Origin of the sequence: Flavobacterium sp. LHD-85, from assembly GCF_030929595.1 — a bacterium.
Lineage (GTDB): Bacteria > Bacteroidota > Bacteroidia > Flavobacteriales > Flavobacteriaceae > Flavobacterium.
In genome coordinates, this window is sequence record NZ_JAVFVR010000001.1 from 776,072 (window position 1) to 796,023 (window position 19,952).

The 19,952-nt window shown below is 32.8% G+C and carries 16 protein-coding genes; 7 read left to right on the forward strand and 9 right to left on the reverse strand.

Annotated features, from left to right (window positions below; all coding sequences use genetic code 11):
• Positions 1-74: 74 nt before the first annotated feature.
• Complete coding sequence (locus RB618_RS03285; RefSeq protein ID WP_308067460.1) at positions 75-2,258, reverse strand: carboxy terminal-processing peptidase; 2,184 nt, start codon at positions 2,256-2,258, stop codon at positions 75-77.
• 212 nt (positions 2,259-2,470) lie between these two features.
• On the opposite strand from RB618_RS03285, the gene surE reads away from it, so the two are divergent.
• From surE to RB618_RS03310, 5 genes are all read left to right on the forward strand, one after another.
• Complete coding sequence (surE, locus tag RB618_RS03290; RefSeq protein WP_308067461.1) at positions 2,471-3,250, forward strand: 5'/3'-nucleotidase SurE; 780 nt, start codon at positions 2,471-2,473, stop codon at positions 3,248-3,250.
• The gene (locus tag RB618_RS03295; protein ID WP_308067462.1) at positions 3,243-3,512 is read left to right on the forward strand and encodes a hypothetical protein; all 270 of its coding nucleotides are present in this window, start codon (positions 3,243-3,245) and stop codon (positions 3,510-3,512) included. The genes surE and RB618_RS03295 overlap by 8 nt, the downstream gene beginning before the upstream one ends.
• Before the next feature lie 62 nt (positions 3,513-3,574).
• Positions 3,575-4,696 carry a lipid-A-disaccharide synthase gene (gene lpxB / locus RB618_RS03300; RefSeq protein WP_308067463.1) on the forward strand — a complete coding sequence of 374 codons (1,122 nt, stop codon included), beginning with the start codon at positions 3,575-3,577 and terminating at the stop codon, positions 4,694-4,696.
• A gap of 6 nt (positions 4,697-4,702) precedes the next feature.
• A complete protein-coding gene (locus tag RB618_RS03305; protein ID WP_308067464.1) occupies positions 4,703-5,188 on the forward strand; it encodes a C40 family peptidase in 486 nt (161 codons plus the stop codon).
• Between the two features lie 51 nt (positions 5,189-5,239).
• Positions 5,240-7,264, forward strand: coding sequence for a ComEC/Rec2 family competence protein (locus RB618_RS03310; RefSeq protein ID WP_308067465.1), 2,025 nt, complete (start codon positions 5,240-5,242; stop codon positions 7,262-7,264).
• A gap of 2 nt (positions 7,265-7,266) precedes the next feature.
• Here the strand turns inward: RB618_RS03310 and RB618_RS03315 are convergent, their stop codons facing one another.
• From RB618_RS03315 to RB618_RS03340, 6 genes are all read right to left on the reverse strand, one after another.
• Positions 7,267-7,716: a thioredoxin family protein gene (locus RB618_RS03315; protein WP_308067466.1), complete on the reverse strand. Its 450-nt coding sequence runs from the start codon at positions 7,714-7,716 to the stop codon at positions 7,267-7,269.
• A gap of 259 nt (positions 7,717-7,975) precedes the next feature.
• A complete protein-coding gene (locus RB618_RS03320) occupies positions 7,976-8,428 on the reverse strand; it encodes a thioredoxin family protein (protein WP_201998887.1) in 453 nt (150 codons plus the stop codon).
• A 213-nt stretch (positions 8,429-8,641) separates the two neighbouring features.
• Positions 8,642-9,109 (reverse strand): thioredoxin family protein, encoded by a 468-nt coding sequence (locus tag RB618_RS03325; RefSeq protein ID WP_308067467.1) that lies wholly within the window; start codon positions 9,107-9,109, stop codon positions 8,642-8,644.
• A gap of 47 nt (positions 9,110-9,156) precedes the next feature.
• Positions 9,157-10,641 carry a peptide MFS transporter gene (locus tag RB618_RS03330; RefSeq protein ID WP_308067468.1) on the reverse strand — a complete coding sequence of 495 codons (1,485 nt, stop codon included), beginning with the start codon at positions 10,639-10,641 and terminating at the stop codon, positions 9,157-9,159.
• Between the two features lie 3 nt (positions 10,642-10,644).
• Complete coding sequence (locus tag RB618_RS03335) at positions 10,645-12,321, reverse strand: peptide MFS transporter (RefSeq protein WP_308067469.1); 1,677 nt, start codon at positions 12,319-12,321, stop codon at positions 10,645-10,647.
• A gap of 38 nt (positions 12,322-12,359) precedes the next feature.
• On the reverse strand, positions 12,360-14,531 hold the full coding sequence (locus RB618_RS03340; protein WP_308067470.1) for a S9 family peptidase: 2,172 nt from the start codon (positions 14,529-14,531) through the stop codon (positions 12,360-12,362).
• 180 nt (positions 14,532-14,711) lie between these two features.
• Here RB618_RS03340 and RB618_RS03345 point away from each other — a divergent pair, with 180 nt between their 5' ends.
• Entirely contained in the window at positions 14,712-16,025 is a 1,314-nt protein-coding gene (locus RB618_RS03345) for a hydroxymethylglutaryl-CoA reductase, degradative (RefSeq protein ID WP_308067471.1), read from the forward strand.
• Positions 16,026-16,120: 95 nt separating this feature from the next.
• Positions 16,121-17,029 (forward strand): GYDIA family GHMP kinase, encoded by a 909-nt coding sequence (locus RB618_RS03350; protein ID WP_308067472.1) that lies wholly within the window; start codon positions 16,121-16,123, stop codon positions 17,027-17,029.
• A 20-nt stretch (positions 17,030-17,049) separates the two neighbouring features.
• On the opposite strand, the gene RB618_RS03355 is transcribed toward RB618_RS03350, so the two are convergent.
• Entirely contained in the window at positions 17,050-17,493 is a 444-nt protein-coding gene (locus tag RB618_RS03355; protein WP_308067473.1) for a hypothetical protein, read from the reverse strand.
• A 283-nt stretch (positions 17,494-17,776) separates the two neighbouring features.
• Positions 17,777-19,876, reverse strand: coding sequence for a peptidylprolyl isomerase (locus tag RB618_RS03360; protein WP_308067474.1), 2,100 nt, complete (start codon positions 19,874-19,876; stop codon positions 17,777-17,779).
• Positions 19,877-19,952 lie beyond the last annotated feature (76 nt).

Here is a 19,952-nt window from a genome sequence, read left to right on the forward strand (position 1 = left end):
CGAACTTACAAAAAAACGCTCCATAAATTCAAAATTTATAGAGCGTTTTTAAACAAATTAAATTCTTATCGAACTTAAGACTTCACTAGTTTATCCTTTTTCATTTTAGGATTAACTGTATTTTTTACCAAACTTTTTGTTTGCAAATCATCCAATACATTTAAAGCCTCTTCTACATAAACATCTTTAGACAATGCTTGGTGCCATGCATCTCTTTTCTCTTTTAAAGAAGCATCAGCTTTCATTTCTTCATCTTCATACGGAAGCGATTTAAAAATCAGATCGTTTTTGTAATCAGAAATTGGCTTATATTTTTTTCCTTCGTTTTCAACTTGTTCTTGAGTTTCTTTAAAGCTCTTAATATTTAAGCTGTATACGTTTTCTTTGTTTTTAACATCGATCCATTTCGCATTATCATCAATTAATTTAAATTGAGGATTTTGAGCAATTCTGTTTTTACTGTTCATAATTGCTTTATTGAAATTCTCATTAGAGTTCCAAGTACTGTAATCTGCTGGATCAATTTTATCCCAAGGCATTGCATTGTCAATATCTCTCTCTCCCATTTTTAGGTAAGCATAACGATCTGGCATTACCACATCACTATGAACACCTTCTAGCTGAGTAGAGCCACCGTTTATTCTATAAAACTTCTGTCCTGTAATTTTCAATGCTCCAAGATCTCCATAATTTGCATTTCGAACAAATTGATTTAAATCTAGTACGTTTTGTACCGTTCCTTTACCATAAGTTTGTTTACTTCCGATAATAATACCACGTTTATAATCCTGAATTGCAGCCGCTAAAATCTCAGATGCCGATGCAGAAAAACTGTTTACCATTATAACTAATGGACCATCCCACTCGATTTTTTTATCTTTATCGTATAAAACTTCTTTCTTTTTACCGGCAGATTTTACCTGTACAATAGGTCCTTCTTCAATAAATAAACCGGCAATATCAACAACTGTAGAAAGAGATCCTCCACCGTCATCACGAACATCTAAAACAATACCATTTACATTTTCTTGTTTCAATCTTTCTACTTCGCGAGCAATATCTTTTCCTGCATCACGTCCGTCTTTATTTTCAAAATCGATATAGAATTTCGGAAGATAAATTACTCCGTACTTCAAACCATTTTTCTCAACAACACTAGATTTAGCATATGTTTCTTCAATTTCAACAACATCACGAATGATCGAAATCACTTTGATAGAACCATCTACTTTTTTAACTGTCAGTTTTACTTCAGTTCCTTTGTGACCTTTAATTTTCTTCACAACATCATCCAAACGCATTCCAACAACATCTACTGGCTCTTCGTTTCCTTGAGCAACTTTTAAGATTAAATCTCCTGCTTCTAGTTGTTTTCCTTTCCAAGCTGGACCTCCAGAAATCAACTCATCAATTTGAGTGAAATCATTTTTCTTAGTCAAACGAGCTCCAATACCTTCAAGTTTTCCACTGATATTTACATCAAAACGATCTTTTTCTTCTGGTGCAAAATAACTAGTGTGCGGATCAAAACGAGCCATAATAGAATTCAAATACACAGAAAACCAGTATTCTCTATTCAAATCTTTAATTACGCTGAAATTATCATCTAGAGATTTTAAAGAGCTTTCGCGTGTTTCTTTTTCTAAAGTTTCAAAAGATTTTTCTTTATAAGCTGGATCTTTTTTCTTCTTTTCTTCTTCAATTTTTTGTTTTGTTACTAATGAAGAAAGCGTAGACAATTTGATCTGTTTTCTCCATCTTTCATTAATCTCTGTTAAGTTTTTTGCATACGGCATTTTCTCATAATCCGCATCAAAATTCTCATCTACATTGTAGTTAAATGGCTGAGCCAAAATCGTTTTGTAACGTTTTTTACTTTCTTCCATACGCTTCATCAGCCTTGTATAAGTAAGGTTGAAGAAAGTAATATCTTTATTCAAAAACTGATCATCAAGCATTAATTCATACTGCTTGAATTCATCAATATCTGACTGAAGGAAGAATCTTTTTGATGGGTCTAAAGCATCGATGTAATCCTTGAAAATACCTTTTGAAAACTCATCATTTATTTCCGCTGGACTATAATGCCCTTTTTCAATAACAAATGCTAGTAATTCTAAAAGTGTCTTGTCTCTGTTCGGATCCGGGTCGATTGTCCTATCGGCATTCATCTTAAATGCAAATAATGTAAGCGATAAGCACAATACGGCTATGAGTATCTTATAATTTCTTTTCATAAACTTTATAATAGCATTCATCAATTTTTTTATCTAAGTTACGTTAAAAACTATGCCACGAGAGCTAACGCTTCGATAATTTTTTGTTAAAGATATAAAAATGTTTAATTCGTAAAAAAGTTCTTTACCTTAGTTGACAAATTTTACAGTATTTGTGACTTCTCGCAAATAATTGTGATTAATTTTGTTCTTAAAATCCTACAATTGTTAAAACTACACATAATATTTATTATATGAAAGCTAAGAAACCACTAATATTAGTGACCAACGATGATGGTATTTTGGCTCCTGGAATTAGAGCCCTTATTAGCGTTATGGAAACAATAGGCGATGTCATTGTTGTTGCGCCAGACAAACCTCAAAGCGCAATGGGACACGCAATCACTGTCAACAATACTTTATTTATAGATAAAATTTCAAAAGACGATGACACAATTGCAGAGTACAGCTGTTCTGGAACTCCTGTAGATTGTGTAAAATTGGCAGTAAACGAAATCTTGAAACGTAAACCTGACTTATGCGTTTCGGGAATAAATCACGGATCAAATTCCTCAATCAATGTCATTTATTCAGGTACCATGAGCGCAGCTGTAGAAGCCGGCATAGAAGGCATTCAGGCAATCGGATTCTCTCTTTTGGATTTTGATTGGAATGCTGATTTTGAACCGATCAAGTCTTTCGTAAAAAAAATTGCTTTAGAAACTCTGACAAACAAACTGCCTCCAGGAGTAGTTTTAAATGTCAACTTTCCGAAACTAAAAGAATCTGAAATTAAAGGCATAAAAGTTTGCCGTCAAGCGAAAGCCTATTATGCGCAAAAATTTGACAAAAGACAAACTCCTTTTGGGAAAGATTATTACTGGCTTGCAGGCAAATTTGTTAACGAAGATAAAGGCGAAGATACAGACGAATGGGCTTTGGCAAACGGATACATTTCGGTAGTTCCGGTACAATTTGACCTGACTGCCCACCACTCTATTCAGCAACTTAATACTTGGAAATTAAATGACTAAAGAAATACTGATCGGTTTTTTAATCGGAATTTTTACGGCTCTTTTAGGGAGTTATCTTTTTATCACTTTTTTTACCACATTTGACATTTCACAAGGATTTCAAATGATTCGAGAATACGGATACCTTGGAAAAATAATTACTATAGGAACACTTTTAGATCTTGCCGTATTTGCGATTCTTTTAAAAAGAAATAAAGAATACATGGCTCGAGGCGTAATTTTAGCCGTGATTGTATTGGCAATTTCTACATTAGTTATTTAAATCTTATCTTTGCTAAGTTCCCTTTAGGAGTTACAAATTAGCACATTTACAAAAAAACCAACATGAAGTATTACATAATTGCAGGAGAAGCATCTGGAGATTTACACGGTTCAAATTTAATGAAAGCATTATACGTCGAAGATCCAGAAGCAGAAATTAGATTTTGGGGCGGAGACCTAATGCAGAAAGCAGGCGGAACTCTGGTAAAACATTATCGCGATCTAGCTTTTATGGGCTTTATTGAAGTGGCTTTCAATTTAAAAACCATTTTAAATAATATTAAAATCTGTAAAAAAGACATCACGGAGTTCAAACCAGATGTGATTATTTTTATTGATTATCCTGGTTTTAATATGCGAATTGCAAAATGGGCTAAAGAATTGGGCTATAAAACACACTATTATATTTCTCCTCAAATTTGGGCTTGGAAAGAAAATAGAATTAAAGCCATCAAACAAGATGTCGATAAGATGTATGTGATTTTGCCATTTGAGAAAAGTTTCTACGAAGACAAACATCATTTTCCTGTAGATTTTGTGGGACATCCGCTTATTGATGCTATTCAGAATCAGCCTGCTTTTGATGAAGATTTGTTTAGAAAAGAAAATAATCTAGGCGAAAAGCCAATCATTGCCGTTTTGCCAGGAAGCCGTAAACAGGAAATTACCAAAATGTTGAGCGTGATGCTGAGTGTTGTAGATGATTTTCAGGATTACGAATTTGTTATTGCTGGCGCTCCAAGTCAAGAATACGAATTTTATCAGCAATTCTTAAAAAATAAAAATATTGCATTTGTTTCAAACAAAACGTACGATTTGCTTCGTTCTTCGACAGCTGCATTGGTAACTTCTGGAACTGCAACACTTGAAACGGCTCTTTTTAAAGTTCCTGAAGTGGTTTGCTATAAAGGAAGCGAAGTTTCATATCAGATTGCAAAACGCATTATCACTTTAAAATATATTTCTCTTGTCAATTTAATTATGGATCAGGAAGTTGTGACTGAATTGATTCAAGGAGATTGCAACAAAAAACGAATCAAAGAAGAGCTTCAGAAATTATTAGAGCCTGGTCATCGCAATAAAGTGCTACAAAATTACGATATATTAGAACAAAAATTGGGCGGAGTGGGTGCGAGTAAAAACACCGCAAAACTCATTGTTGCCGATTTAAAACAAACTAATTAATCTATTTTGAAACGAATACTCCTTTTTCTGCTTTTAGCAATTGCTTTTACTTCTTGTAAATCAACTTCTTCTGTTGCAAACAAAAACGAATCTAAAAAAGAAAACAGAGCTTTGGCTAATAATTTAATTGAAAAAGCAACTGGCAATATTGGCGTGCGATACAAAGCTGGAGGGACTACAAAAAGCGGATTTGATTGTTCTGGATTGGTTTACACTACTTTTGAAAGTGAAAACATCCAGCTTCCGAGAAGTTCATATGAACAAGCTAAAATTGGAAAAGTAATTCCGTTAAATGATGCCAAAAAAGGCGATTTAATTTTCTTTAAAACCAACAAAAGCAGACAAATTAACCATGTTGGATTAATTACCGAAGTCAATCCAGATGAAGTAAAATTTGTTCATTCCTCTACTTCAAAAGGAGTCATTATTTCTTCTACTAAAGAACCTTATTACAAAAACTCTTTTGAGCAAGTAAATAGAGTTCTTCCATAAAAATACATTTTTTTTATTATTTTTCTTACAAATATTTAATACTTTTAAACCATGAAAGTATTAGATTTTCCGTTAGTAAAAATTACAATTGCCTTTATACTTGGCGTAATTGCCTCCTATTACCTGCATTTTTCTGTTTCAACAATTGCCTTTTTGGTTTTATCGGGCTTCATTACATTTTGCATAGTTTTTTACTGGCATTTAAAACGCAATAAGAAATCTATCTTACTTGGAGTTTTAAGTTACTTTTTATCCTTCTGTACTGGCGCTTTTACAATCATTAGCCACACCGAAAATCTTCAGAACGACAATTATACTCATTGCAAACCTGCATTTAAAAAAACGCAATCATTTACCCTACTTCTTAGAGAAAAACTAAAAAGCAACGATTACAGCGATCGATATATTGGTCTTGTAAAAACAATTTCAGGAAAGCCTTATTCCGGAAAAGTAATTGTAAACGTCCAGAAAGACAGCAGTAATAATCATTTGATTATTGGAAACAATATTAAAATTCAAACCGTTTTACAGCAAAATAAACCAAGCAAAAATCCAAATCAGTTTGATTACAGCAGGTATTTGGCAGACAAACAAATCTATGCACAGATTTATTGTCAGAAGAAAGAAATTCTGGTTAGCAAAACAATTCAAAAGGACATTTGGTATTACTGTGCAAAATTGCATTCCAGAATAATTTCCAATCTTGAAAAATCAAAATTTAATGCAGCTGAAATGAATGTTGCCTTGGCTTTAATTCTGGGTCAGCAACAGGAGATTTCACAAGATATTATTCAGGATTACCAATACTCTGGAGCTACACATATTTTATCTGTTTCAGGGCTTCATGTAGGTTTTATAATGCTTTTTATTACTTTTATTCTCAAGCCAATTCCGAATACCAAAAAGGGTTCTTTATTTAAACTAACTTCCATTCTCGTTTCTTTAACTGGTTTTGCCATAATATCTGGTTTGTCACCTTCTGTTTTAAGATCTGTAGTTATGTTCTCCTTTCTCGCAATTGGGAATCATCTGCGAAGAAATGGGAATATCTATCACACATTATTGGTCTCTATCTTATTGATATTACTTTTTGAACCCTATTTCTTATTTGATGTTGGTTTTCAATTGAGTTATATCGCATTATTTTTTATTCTCTGGCTACAACCTATTTTAAAAAACATTTACAAACCGAAAAACAAACTGACGGTTTACATTTGGGAAGCTTTGACAGTTTCTTTCGCCGCTCAAATTGGCACATTACCTTTATGCCTTTATTACTTTCATCAATTCCCAGGATTATTCTTTGTCACCAACATCATTATTCTCCCTCTTTTATCATTTATCATGATTGCTGGAATTGTGATTATGATTATAGCGATTTTTACCAGTCCTCCGCTATTCATCACAATCATTTTTGAGAAAAGCATTTATCTGCTAAATCTTATGATCCATGCTGTAGCTTCTTTAGATTCATTTGTCATACGAGGCATCAGCTTTAATCTGTATCATTTATGGGCATTTTCTTTCCTTATAATTAGTGCTATAATCTGGATTAAAAAGCCAAATTTCAGTAAATTGATATTTGTATTCATTTCTATTATTGCAATCCAGTTTGCATTTATTTTAACCAAAATAGAAACAGAAAAACACGAAGAATTGATTGTTTACAATGAAAGAAACAGTACTCTAATTTCTAAACGTTTAGGAAGAAACCTTGTACTTCTCACTAGAGATACTGTTCTTGAAAATAATAGAAACGTAAATTCGTATCTAGTAGGCAATTCAATTGCATTGTCTAAAATCAAAGTAATTAAAAATTTGCTTTATTTTAAAAACACCAAAATCCTAATAATTGACAGTACTAAAACTTTCTCAGAAAAAATTAAACCAGATGTTTTAATCCTTACCCAGACTTCAAAAGTAAATTTAGACCGAATACTGCAAAATCTTCAGCCTAAAATTGTTATTGCCGATGGATCAAATTCAAACTCTATTCAAAAATATTGGAAGAGAAGTTGTCTCAAAAAAAATATCCCTTTTCATTCAACTAAAGAAAAGGGATATTATAGATTATAATTTCATTCTGGGTTTAAGATCAAACTCGATTCTGAAATCCATGATTTAACTCCAGAAGCTTTATAGCCCATAAGTCCTAATTTATTAAAATTGGTTTTTCCTTTTCTGCTGGTAACTTCAGAAAAACACACTTGCGGAATTTCTTCAATTCCAAAAGCATTTTTCAATCGCAAATTTTGCTCCCTAATTGCATCAGAAATCGAAGGATCAGAGAGATCAAGCTTAACCAAAATAACATTTTTGCGTGACCATTCTTCAAAATCGCGAGTAGAAAAAATTTCATTCTGAAGTTGAGGACTTACACCTTGGCTCGTAAAAAAAATCAGCAATGGTTTTCTCTTTTCTGTGCTGGCAGTTACAGCGTCATTAATGTCTGTTTTCCATATTACATTTTGAGAATTCATATAAAATGGACTTAAAAAAAATAGTAGAATAAGTAATTTTTTCGGCATATAATTTTGGTTTTGGTTATATTAATAAAACTAAAATAATATAAAAACACAATCCGATAAAAATTTTAAGAGATTAAAAATCAACTTCTAAGCATTAAAATCAAATTAATAATAAATGGCTGATTTTTTAATAAATGTCAAATAAACACTAATAAAAACAATCAAATTGTTGATTTGAATTGACATAAAAAAATCCCCTCCTGAAAAACAGAAAGGGGACTAAAAAAAAATTAAAATAAAAGTCGAATGAAATCGTTTACTATTCTGATGGATGCAAAATTGCATTTGATTCTGCAATCCAAGCTTTCGCTCCTCCAGGTTTATAGGCAATTTTTCCTAAAGCACTAAATGTAGTTTTGTTTTTTCTTACTGATGCCATTGCAAAGCATACTTCAGGAAGATCTTGAACTCCAAATGCGTTTTTCAATTTCACATTTTGCTCGCGATCACTATCTGAAGCATTCATGTCAGACAAATCTAATTTTACTAAGACCACGTTATCACGCGACCACACAGCAAAATCGGGTGTTTTAAAGATTTCATTTTGAAGATTTTCTGGTACACCTGAGGCAGTGAATAAAATCAACATTGGTTTTTTCTGGTCATTACTTATAGCAATAGCATCTGTCATGTTTGTTCTCCATGCTAAGTTTTGTGCTTGCATCATAAATGAACCTAAAAAAAACAGTAGGATAAGTAATTTTTTAGTCATATAAATTGGTTTTGGTTAGATTAGCAAGACGAAATTAACATTATATTTTAGTTATCCAAATTTTATTAGCACAAAAAATACATTATATGTTTTTTTAGATATGATAAAATAAATAATACTCAATTCACTACAAATTCCTAAAGAGTTTTTCCTACTAAACAAAAAAAAGCCCCTTACTGCGTAAGAGGCTTTTCAATATTTTAAAATCTAAATTTATATTTTTTTAGGATGCACTATCCCTTCCGCAACAGTTAACCAAGCTGATGGGCCACCTGCAACATATCCTGTTTTGCCAAGACCTTTAAAGTTAACTCTACCATCTTTGGTTTCTGCACTTGTAAAGTAAACAGTTGGAAACCCTTGAATACCGAAAGCTTGCTGCAATTCGTTATTTTGACTTTTAAGTTCTGGAGTCTGCGCAACAGATCTAGGATAATCTAATTCGACTAAAACTACATTATCTGTCGCCCATTTTTTAAATTCAGCAGTCTTTAAAACTTCATTTTGCAAGCGAATACACCAACCACACCAATCACTGCCCGTAAAAAACATCAGCATAGGCTTTTGTTCCTTATTACTTACAGTAATTGCTTCTCTAACATCTGTATACCATTTTAATTCTTGTGCTTGAAGATTAGCAGCACCAATTAAAAACAAAGCAATAAGTACTATTTTTTTCATAATGGAAAATTTTATACAAATTTATGCAAAAAGTGATTACAATATAATTATTTAACTTCTTGCATTAATTTTCTAATTAATGGCGTTGCAACAATTAAAACAATACCCGCAATTAGAGAATACAAAGCTAATTGATAATATCCGTCTGTATAAGCAATAAGTTTAGACATTAATGTAGTTCCTGTATTGGCATCAGATATTTCAGCCCCTAATTTTCCTGCCGCAAACTGGCCAAATGCGCTTGACAAGAACCATAATCCCATCATCATTCCAAACAATCTTTTAGGCGATAATTTTGTAATTACCGACATTCCGATTGGACCAATACACAATTCCCCAAGAGTATACACAAGATAACCTAAAGCAAACACATCTAGAGAACTTAATCCGTCTTGATTTACAAAAAATCTGGCAGTGTAAAAAATGAAGAAACCTGCTGCAAGCAAAACAAATGACAAACCAAACTTAATAACCGTATTAGGTTCAATTTTTCGCTTAGCCATGAATATCCATAACAATCCCACTAACGGGCTAAAAATAACGACATACAATGAATTTATACTGTTATTTACCACATTTGGATCAATATTAAAAAACAACAATTTGTTAGATAAATTATCTTTTGCAAACAAAGACAATGAACCTCCCGATTGCTCAGAGATTGCCATAAACATAAAGTATCCAAATATGAATACAAAGGCAGCCAAAAGTTTTCGCTGCTGTTTTCCATCCTTTAACATTATCAGTTCATATGCAAAATATCCTAATGCTACTGCTCCCATAGTATACATAAAGTACTCTGTAAAATCAGAATTGATCACCATTATATAAACTAATGGTATCACAACAAAAGAACCTACATAAACTGCTATCTCGTAAAGATTTCGTTTTTTAGGCGTCTGATTTTCTAATGGAGAATTTCCAATTGGCGTTAAATGTTTTTTAGTCAAAAGAAAAGTTATAACTCCTATTATCATAACAATTGCAGCCGAAAGAAAACAAAGGCTCCAAGAATAGTTCTTCCCCAAATAAATAGGAATCGCTCCTCCAAGCATCCCCCCTATATTAATACCAGCATAAAACAATCCGTAACCTGCATCACGACGACCATCATTTTCATGATACAACTCCCCTACCATCGAAGAAACATTTGGCTTAAAGAAACCTGTCCCGATAATAGAAAGTGTTATTCCGTAATAAAAGAAATCATGAGGAGAGGCCGCAATAAGCAAATTCCCCAAAATCATCACGATTCCGCCAAAAAGCAGCGATTTCTTAAAACCTAAAATTTTATCGGCAAAAATTCCACCAATAAAGGTAAATGCATATACAAACGCTTGAATTGCCCCATATTGCAAATTTGCTTTTCCTTCCAGCAAACCTAATTGGTCTACCATAAAAAAAGCTAAAACCCCTCTCATTCCGTAGAAACAAAAACGCTCCCACATTTCAACCAAAAACAAGTACCACAATTGCTTTGGGTACTTGCCTTTAAAATTTTGAATTTCTTCTAAAGTAATATTGTTTTCCATTTTTTATCTAACACCGTGCATTAATTTTTTCAATAGTGGTGTTAAAGCAAATAACAAAATCGCCGCAATACCAGTTAGGACAACAAATACCATAAAGAATTCATATAAATTATGGATTTCAAATCCTGCAAAAATTGGATTTTGCGCACTAATCTGATGATGATCCAACAAAGCCAATTGGTCTGCTGAAAGCGTTATTTTTTTATCTAAAACTGCCTGAAGATCGATTCCAAGTTCTTTTGCTTTTGCAAATTTATCACCAGTTGCTGGCAAGATAGAACCTAAAGTTCCTCCTAATGCATATCCTGAAGCATTAGACAAAAAGAATACCCCGTATAATAATGATGCAAAACGTTTTGGAGATAATTTACCTACCAATGATAAACCAATTGGAGACAAACATAATTCTGCACATGTATTTAAGAAATATAATAAAATAAGCCATTTAACTAATAAAAGTCCAGAAGTCCCGATATAAGAAACCTGAGTTGCAATCATAAAGAAACTCACAGAAATGATCACTAATCCTGCAGCTAGTTTTACTGGAGATATTGGTTCTTTTCCTTTAGCTCTTAAAGTATCCCAAAGAACACTGAAAGGAACAGCCAAAACCACAACAAATAATCCGTTGAAAATCTGAACCATAGATGGCGGCATTGCCCAGCCAAAGAAATGTCTGTCTGTTTGATTATCTGCAATGAAAGTTAAAGAAGAACCTGCCTGTTCAAATGCTGCCCAAAAGAAGATAATAAAAAACGACACGATATAGATTACATAAATTCTATCTCTTTCAACTTTAGTTAAAGAGGTATCAGAAATAATCAATCCTGCTAATGCCAAACCACTTGAATAAATCAAAGTATAAATCAAGTTCTGCCCTACCACATAATGAAAAAAGAATCCTAAAGCAATAAATGCAATTCCTGCACCAATTAAAGCTTTAGTAGAAAAGTTTGCTTGCTGTGCTTCTCCTTCTTCAAAATCTGAAGCATCATTTTTAGAAGGAAGTCCTCCTAATGGTTTTCCTTCTGGAGAAACTACATATTTATTTTTTAAGAAGTAAAAAAGAATTGTACCTAGCAACATTGCAGTAGAAGCTGCTAAGAATCCCCATCTAAATGCATGGATATCTCTAATTCCACCTGCATCTTTAACATCTCCTAACAAAGGACAGATAGACTGACCTAAAAATGCTCCGATGTTAATACCCATATAGAAAATAGTAAATGCACTATCTAATTTTGTTTTTTCTTGTTTTGGATACAAACTTCCAACCATACTAGAAATGTTTGGTTTGAAGAATCCGTTACCAAAAACAATTACCCCTAACGCAGAGTACATAATGATTTTTGCTAAACCTAAATTAGATCCAAAAACACTTCCGCTCGTAAACAAAAGCAATTGTCCTATTGCCATCAACAATCCTCCTAATAAGATACAATTTCTGTTTCCTAAATATCGGTCAGCAACAAAACCACCTAGCATTGGTGTCAAATAACAAAGTCCAAGAAAACCTCCATAAATTAATGACGCTTCCTCTTCCTTCATCAATAATGAATTTACAAGAAATAAAGTCAATAAAGCTCGCATTCCATAAAAATTGAACCGCTCCCACATCTCCGTTCCAAACAATACCCAAAGTCCTTTTGGATGCGCAGTTTTTACTTGATTTTCTCCCATATTATTCGTTTATTTAATTAGGTTAAATTATTTTTAGATTATAAATTTTCTTTGATAAAGTTGGTCATTTTAGTATAAAGCTGAACTCTCGTTTTTCCGCCATAAATACCATGATCTTTATCTGGATAAATTTGAGAATCAAATTGTTTATTTGCCTGAATCAAAGCTTCCATCATTTGCATCGTGTTTTGAACATGAACATTGTCATCTGCAGAACCGTGAATCAGCAAGAACTTTCCTTTCAATTTATCAACGTGATTTATAGGAGAGTTTTGATCATATCCGCTTGCATTTTCTTGCGGAGTCTGCATGTATCTTTCTGTATAAACACTGTCATAAAATCTCCAGTTTGTCACAGGAGCAACTGCGATTGCCATTTTGAAAACATCATTTCCTTGAAAAATACAGTTAGAAGCCATAAATCCACCATAGCTCCATCCAAAGATTCCAATTCTTGAAGCATCAACATAAGGATAAGCGCCAATTACTTTTGCGGCATCGATCTGATCTTCAACTTCGTATTTTCCTAATTCTTTTTGAGTTACTTTTTTGAAATCAGCCCCTTTATAACCTGTCCCTCTTCCATCAACACAAGCCACGATGTAACCTTGCTGCGTTAATGAAGCGAACCAGTAATCATTAGAATTATTCCACTGATTTGCTACCTGCTGAGATCCTGGACCTGAATATTGGAACATGAAAACAGGATATTTTTTTGAAGGATCAAAATCTTTTGGCTTCAAAATCCATGCGTTCAATTCGTTCCCTTTAGCTGTTTTTAAAACAAAATATTCTTTTGAAGGAAGATTATATGCTTTCAATTTATCAGCAAGAGCTTGATTATTTTCGATAACCTGAATTTCTTTTCCTGATTTAGCCTCATTCAAAGTATAAGTTGTAGGCTGTGTATTGCTTGAAAAAGTTGTAATGAAGTATTGGAAATTTGGACTAAAAGTCGCTGCACTTGTTCCTGTTTTTGAAGACAAACGCACTTTATTTTTTCCATCTAAACCAACTCTGTAAAGATCTCTATTAATAGAACCATTTTCTGTAGATTGGTAGAAAATAGTTTTCGTTTTTTCGTCAAAACCATAGTATGAAACCACTTCCCAGTTTCCTTTTGTAACTTGATTTTTAAGTTTTCCGTTTTTATCATATACGTAAATATGATTAAAACCGTCTTTTTCGCTAGTCCAGATAAAACTGTTGTCTTTTAAGAAAGTCAAATTATCAGTAATATCTACATAGGCTTTGTCTTTTTCATTTAAAACTACTTTTGAAGTTGCCGTATTACCATCAATAAACAATATATCTAAATTATCTTGATGACGGTTTAAAACCTGTGCAGAAAGTACATTGGCATCATTTGTCCATTGCATTCTTGCAATGTAGAAATCATTATATTTTCCTAAATCTACTTTTTTAGTTGCTCCTGCAACTACATCATAGATATGCAATGAAACTTCTGAGTTTTTTTCTCCTGCTTTAGGATATTTAAAAGTTTCAATTTTTGGATATAAATCTTTATGGAAGATCGACATTGAAAACTCTGGAACCTGGCTTTCGTCAAAACGAATGTAAGCCACTTTTTTACTGTCTTTACTCCAGTCAAATGCACGCACAAAAGCAAACTCTTCTTCGTAAACCCAGTCAGTAATACCGTTTATAACTGCATTTTTCTTTCCATCTGTTGTAATAGCCGTAGATTTTTTTGATGCTACGTCGTATACATATAAGTTGTTTTCTTTTGCGTAAGCGATTTTAGTTCCGTCTGGTGAGAAAGTAGGCTCTTGAATCTGAAAATCAACAAGTTTAACCAGAGATTTTGCTGCGATATCATAAAGGAAATAATCGGCAGTAAATGAGTGACGGAATATTTTAGTTGAATTACAAGCAATTAAAATCTTTTTTTCAGAAGCATCAAAAGTATAGCTGTTAATTCCGTTAGCAAGTTCTTTGTAGTTTTTAGTATCGATAAGATTTGATACTTTTTTCAGCGTCGCAAAATCGTATAGATCAATCTGCATACTTCTGCTCGCTTGATCAACATTTAAAACAGTATATTGATTTGTATTTTTTAGCGATTGCAGTTCATCCATTCCTTTAGCCCGGAAAGTACCGCTAAAAACATTTTCGACAGTTATCTTCTGCTGCCCAAAAACAACTGCAGTTAAGAATAAAAGTACTGCAGTAAATTTGCTTGTATTCATTAGAATTATTTTAAATATAAAAAGAGCCCAATTTTAGTAAAAAAAATAAACATAATACACATTTTAAGTGTTAAATGTTAAAAAAAATAACGATTGCGTACTTTCATGTCTGAAATAGATTGCAATCAAAACTCTTAAAATAGTATCTTTGCCGCAACATTATTATTTAATACATTGAGAATGAACAACGCTGTTGCCGGATTTTCTAAATTATCCAAAAAAGAAAAAATTAACTGGATTGCAAATGAATATTTTTCAAATCCTGAAGAGGCGCAAAATATTATAAGAAATTACTGGAATTCAGACGAAAAGCTTCAGCAGCTTCATGATGAATTTATAGAAAACACCATTACAAACCTTTATATTCCACTTGGAGTTGCGCCTAATTTTTTGATCAACGGAAAATACAAAACCATTCCGATGGCAATTGAAGAAAGTTCTGTAGTTGCTGCAGCTTCGAAAGCCGCAAAATACTGGTCAACTAGAGGCGGATTTAAAGCAACAATTATCGATACCGAAAAAATTGGCCAAGTTCATTTTACATATAGTGGGGATGCAGAAAAATTGACCCAGTTTTTTGACCAAATCAAGCCAAAATTCTTTTCAGAAACGCAAAGTATTACCAAAAACATGCAACAGCGTGGTGGAGGTATTCTTGATATTAAATTAAAAGATAAAAGAAATTTACTAGAAAATTACTATCAGCTTCATGCTACTTTTGAAACCAAAGACAGCATGGGAGCCAATTTCATCAATTCTTGTTTAGAGCAATTTGCTACCACTTTAAAAGAAGAAGCTCAAAATTCTGACTTATGTCAAAATGGAGAAAAGCTGGAAGTTGTAATGAGCATTCTCTCTAATTATGTCCCTCATTGTCTAGTTAGAGCCGAAGTTTCTTGTCCAATTGAAGATTTAGCAGAAAAACATATTACCAATCCTCAAGAATTTGCAGAACGTTTTGTACAAGCCGTTCAAATCGCAGAAGTTGAACCTTTTAGAGCGGTTACACATAATAAAGGCATCATGAATGGTGTTGATGCTGTAATTCTGGCAACAGGAAACGATTTTAGAGCCGTAGAAGCTGGCGTACACGCGTATGCTGCTAAAAACGGACAATATTCAAGTTTATCTCATGCCAAAATTGAGAATGGAATTTTCAGTTTTTGGCTTGAAATTCCTTTGGCTGTTGGTACTGTTGGCGGTTTGACCTCTTTACATCCATTAGTAAAACTGTGCTTAGAGATTTTAGAAAAACCATCTGCTCCAGAATTAATGGAAATTGTAGCTGTTGCAGGTTTAGCACAAAATTTTGCAGCATTGCGTTCCTTAACTACAACAGGAATTCAAGAAGGCCACATGAAAATGCACCTTAATAACATTATCAATCAATTTGAAGCCACTGATGAAGAGCGTCATTTAATTAAAACGCATTTCAAAAAAACAGCTGTTTCTCATAGCGCTGTGGTAGAATTTATTGAGAATTTAAGAAAATAACCTAGTTAAAAAATACAATATTTTAAATTCCAAATTCCAATGTTAGTTCTTGGAATTTGGAATTTCAGATTTGGAATTTATAATAAAAAACAAGTATGTCAACAACCTTTTATAGCAACGGAAAACTTTTTATCGCAGGAGAATATCTAGTATTGGACGGGGCAGATGCTTTTGCATTGCCAACAAAATTTGGTCAGGATTTAGTAATTGAAGATTTCGACAATAAACAGATTGAATGGAAAAGCTATGATAATGACAAACGTTTATGGTTTGAAGAAACTATTTCTTTTAATGAAGTTATAAAAGGATCAGATCCACAAATTGACACGGTAAAATCAACTTTGGTTAACATTCTTCATGCAGCTTATTTATTGAATCCAAAATTTATTGATAATTCTAACGGATATAAAGTAAGCACGCATTTGAGTTTTCCAAAAAACTGGGGACTTGGAACTTCTTCTACCCTTATCAATAATATTGCGCAATGGGCCGAAATTAACGCTTTTACTTTACTAAAAAACAGTTTCGGAGGAAGTGGTTACGATATTGCCTGCGCACAAAATAACACTCCTGTTTTGTATCGCATAAAAGATAATTTTGTACAGCAGGTTGAATTTAATCCAGATTTTAAAGAGCATATTTATTTTGTTTATCTGAATAAAAAACAAAATAGCAAATCTGCTATATATTCATACAACAACCATAAAAACAATCATTTGACAGAAAGTGTTGCACAAAACAACAAAATTACAAATGCTATTCTCCATGCCAAAACATTAAAAGAATTTGCCTCAGCGGTTCAGAAACACGAAATTCATTTGAGCAATGTTTTAGAAATGCAAACTATTAAAGAGGCTATTTTTCCAGATTTTAACGGTGTCATTAAAAGTCTTGGGGCTTGGGGTGGCGATTTTGTAATGGTGCTTTCTAAAGAAAATCCGAAAGAGTATTTCTTTAATAAAGGATACGAGACTATTTTGACTTACGAAGAAATGATTCTATAAGATCACTCTCCTAAAAACAATTAATTTGCTCTTTTATTATTTTTAACGTGTTTTGTTTCCAAACGGCGAACAGATTTGCTTTCTTGCTCATTAGACTCTATAAGTCTATTATGCAAGCGCTCAGCCATTTTTTCGATGCTATTTGTAATAGAATCGTACACTACTTCCATTCGGCGATGTTTCTCTTCTTTTACAGCCCTTAAAACATCTTCTACAAAAACTTTATCGTATTTTTCGGCAACAGAATCATGCGTGTTTGTTAATCTGATCACATAATCGTTGCTCAAGATAGTAACTTTAAAATGCTGCTCTTCATTACTCAAATAATATTTCCCGCCCAATTCATCAACATTGATGTCGGTGCTGCTCACTTTTAAAAGCTCAATTATAATACCATAAATATGACTTTCTATTTTGGTATATACTCTTGGCTTCTTTCTGAAAAATTTAAAAGTAAAAAACATTAAATGATTGGTTATTAAAGCTTTTGTTTTTAGTTATTTATTCTTCTCTATTTTATTGTATGGCAAAAGCCAAAAATATGTTAAAAATAAAAATCCGAGCAAATTAACTGTAATAATTTGAAAATCACAAGTTTTTTAAATTAAATTTCGATAATTCCTATATACTTTAAGAAAATTAACGGTAAATAATTACAAAATAGAATTACTGGTATATTGTAAAAAAAGAAAAACCCCGAAACACCTAAAGCGTTTCGGGGTTTTTATATGATTAATTACTTTTTACTTAGTAGTTAAATTGTAATCTGTTGTCTTCAATTTTAGCATTGTTTTTCAACGCTGGTAATACTCTACTTGCATCAGATGCGCTTTGAGCTTTTACTTTTTCTACATAAGCAGCGTGATTAGCAATTGCAGGAGCTTTTACTGTTTTGATGTTTTTTACAACGTATACTCCAGTATTTCCTTCAATTGGAGCAGAGATTTTATTTGCAGTTAAAGCAAATGCATTACCTACAACTCTTGGCTCTTGCCCAACTCCACCAGGTAGAACTGGATTATCAAGAGTTACATCTGCAGCTTGCTGAACAGCAACTCCCGCAGCTTTAGCGATAGCCTCAAGGCTTGAACCTTGCATTTTAGCTTTTAATAATTCTGCTTTTTTCTTGTTCTTCAAGATTGGCTCTACATAAGGTCTTGCCATATCAACAGAAACTAAACCAGATTTGTTTTCACCTTTATATTGCGCAATAACGTGTCCGATGTTTGCAATTTCAAAACGTTTTACGTCTCCTTTACCTGTTTCTTTATCAAAAGCCCATCTTACAATGTTACGTTGGTTTCCTAATGGTCCAAATGCTTCATCCATAGCTTTTGCATTAACTGGCTGGGCAACTTTTAAACCTAATTCTTTTGCTGCAGCATTGAAATCTTTATCAGCAGCATCCATTTCAAATTTAGTTGCTAATGTAAATACTTTATCAGAAGTAGCTTCAGATGGCTCGATTTTTTGAGCAATTGTAGCTAAACGAATTCCGTCTTGTTTGTCTGTAATTTTGATTACGTGAAATCCGAAAGGAGTTTCAACTAAACCAACTTTACCAATTCCGTTGCTGAATACAAAATCATTGAAAGGTTTTACCATTTGGTTTGGCCCAAAATATCCTAAATCACCACCTTGCTGTGCAGATGAATCATCAGAACTTGTAAAAGCCAACATCATAAAACTATCTGGATTAGCTTGAACTTGTGCTAAAATTTCTTCAGCTTTAGCTTTAGCTTCTTCTTTCGTTCTTTTTTCTTTTTGGTTTGGAGTTTGAGATCCTTCGTAACCAATTAAGATATGACTTGCTTTTGCATTAACACCAGCTTTAAATCCTTGAGATTTAGAAATCGCATAGTATCTTCCGTAAACGTATGGTCCGTAGATTGCTCCAGCAGGTAAGCTGAATAATTTGTCAGCATCAACAGCTGGCAATGCATTTTTAGGAACGTAAGTAGAATCGTAAGGAACATCAGAATTTGCATTTACAAATTCAGCAATGTTTGTAGCATTTCTAAATCCTGGCAACGAATCATTTTTACCAGTTTTTGCGTTGTAAACAACACTTCCTGATAATAATGCAGTCAATTTAGCTTTAATTTCAGCCTCATCTTCTTTAGAAGCTTTATCTTCAACTAAAACGTATTGAATTTCACGAGTTGCATCTGCTTTGAATTTTTTCTCGTTTTTCTTCATGTAAGCAACAATCTCGTCATCAGAAACTTTTACTTCACTATCTTTAATAGAAGAATATGGAGCAGCTGCAAATGCAAAACTTACTTTATTAGTTTCCATTTCATACTTTAATTTTCCTTCACTAGCAGTTGTGTAAAGTCCTGATTTAATTAAAGTATTATAGATTTGAAACTTCGCGTTCAATTCAGCATCTTTCTCTTTTTGAGCGATGTATTGCGCTGCTTCTGGATTTGATTTAAAATAATCTTTAAACTTAACAACATCAAAAATTCCTGCTGCGTTTAAAAACATTGGGTTTTTACCAATATTTGGATCTGATTTCAAAACCTCTAAAATGTGTTTTTCACCAACTCTCAATCCTAATTTATCAAATTGCGATGACAATAAAGCGATTGAAACTTCTTGATCCCAAACTCTGTTTGCAGCTTCAGTGGAAGTTATACCTTGCCCACTTTTTTCAACATTACTAACTTTAACTCTAAAGTCTTCAAATGAAATATCTTTTCCATCGATGCTTCCTACATCTTTTGAACTTTGACCGAATGTTCCTCTTGTGAATAGATCTTGTATTATAAATGCAAATAATGCAAGTGCAATAACTCCTATCAATAAAGCGGAACGCTGTCTAATTTTTGCTAAAACTGCCATTTTATTATCGTTAATTTTATATTCAGTTTGCGAAAATACAATTATCTAGTTAATAACAATACAACTAGCGTTTTAT

Bases quoted from the DNA above. Each gene is read 5' to 3' on its own strand.
- RB618_RS03285 (WP_308067460.1), bottom strand. From the start codon at position 2,258: ATGAATGCTATTATAAAGTTTATGAAAAGAAATTATAAGATACTCATA.
- surE (WP_308067461.1), top strand. From the start codon at position 2,471: ATGAAAGCTAAGAAACCACTAATATTAGTGACCAACGATGATGGTATT.
- RB618_RS03295 (WP_308067462.1), top strand. From the start codon at position 3,243: ATGACTAAAGAAATACTGATCGGTTTTTTAATCGGAATTTTTACGGCT.
- lpxB (WP_308067463.1), top strand. From the start codon at position 3,575: ATGAAGTATTACATAATTGCAGGAGAAGCATCTGGAGATTTACACGGT.
- RB618_RS03310 (WP_308067465.1), top strand. From the start codon at position 5,240: ATGAAAGTATTAGATTTTCCGTTAGTAAAAATTACAATTGCCTTTATA.
- RB618_RS03315 (WP_308067466.1), bottom strand. From the start codon at position 7,716: ATGCCGAAAAAATTACTTATTCTACTATTTTTTTTAAGTCCATTTTAT.
- RB618_RS03320 (WP_201998887.1), bottom strand. From the start codon at position 8,428: ATGACTAAAAAATTACTTATCCTACTGTTTTTTTTAGGTTCATTTATG.
- RB618_RS03325 (WP_308067467.1), bottom strand. From the start codon at position 9,109: ATGAAAAAAATAGTACTTATTGCTTTGTTTTTAATTGGTGCTGCTAAT.
- RB618_RS03330 (WP_308067468.1), bottom strand. From the start codon at position 10,641: ATGGAAAACAATATTACTTTAGAAGAAATTCAAAATTTTAAAGGCAAG.
- RB618_RS03335 (WP_308067469.1), bottom strand. From the start codon at position 12,321: ATGGGAGAAAATCAAGTAAAAACTGCGCATCCAAAAGGACTTTGGGTA.
- RB618_RS03340 (WP_308067470.1), bottom strand. From the start codon at position 14,531: ATGAATACAAGCAAATTTACTGCAGTACTTTTATTCTTAACTGCAGTT.
- RB618_RS03345 (WP_308067471.1), top strand. From the start codon at position 14,712: ATGAACAACGCTGTTGCCGGATTTTCTAAATTATCCAAAAAAGAAAAA.
- RB618_RS03350 (WP_308067472.1), top strand. From the start codon at position 16,121: ATGTCAACAACCTTTTATAGCAACGGAAAACTTTTTATCGCAGGAGAA.
- RB618_RS03355 (WP_308067473.1), bottom strand. From the start codon at position 17,493: ATGTTTTTTACTTTTAAATTTTTCAGAAAGAAGCCAAGAGTATATACC.
- RB618_RS03360 (WP_308067474.1), bottom strand. From the start codon at position 19,876: ATGGCAGTTTTAGCAAAAATTAGACAGCGTTCCGCTTTATTGATAGGA.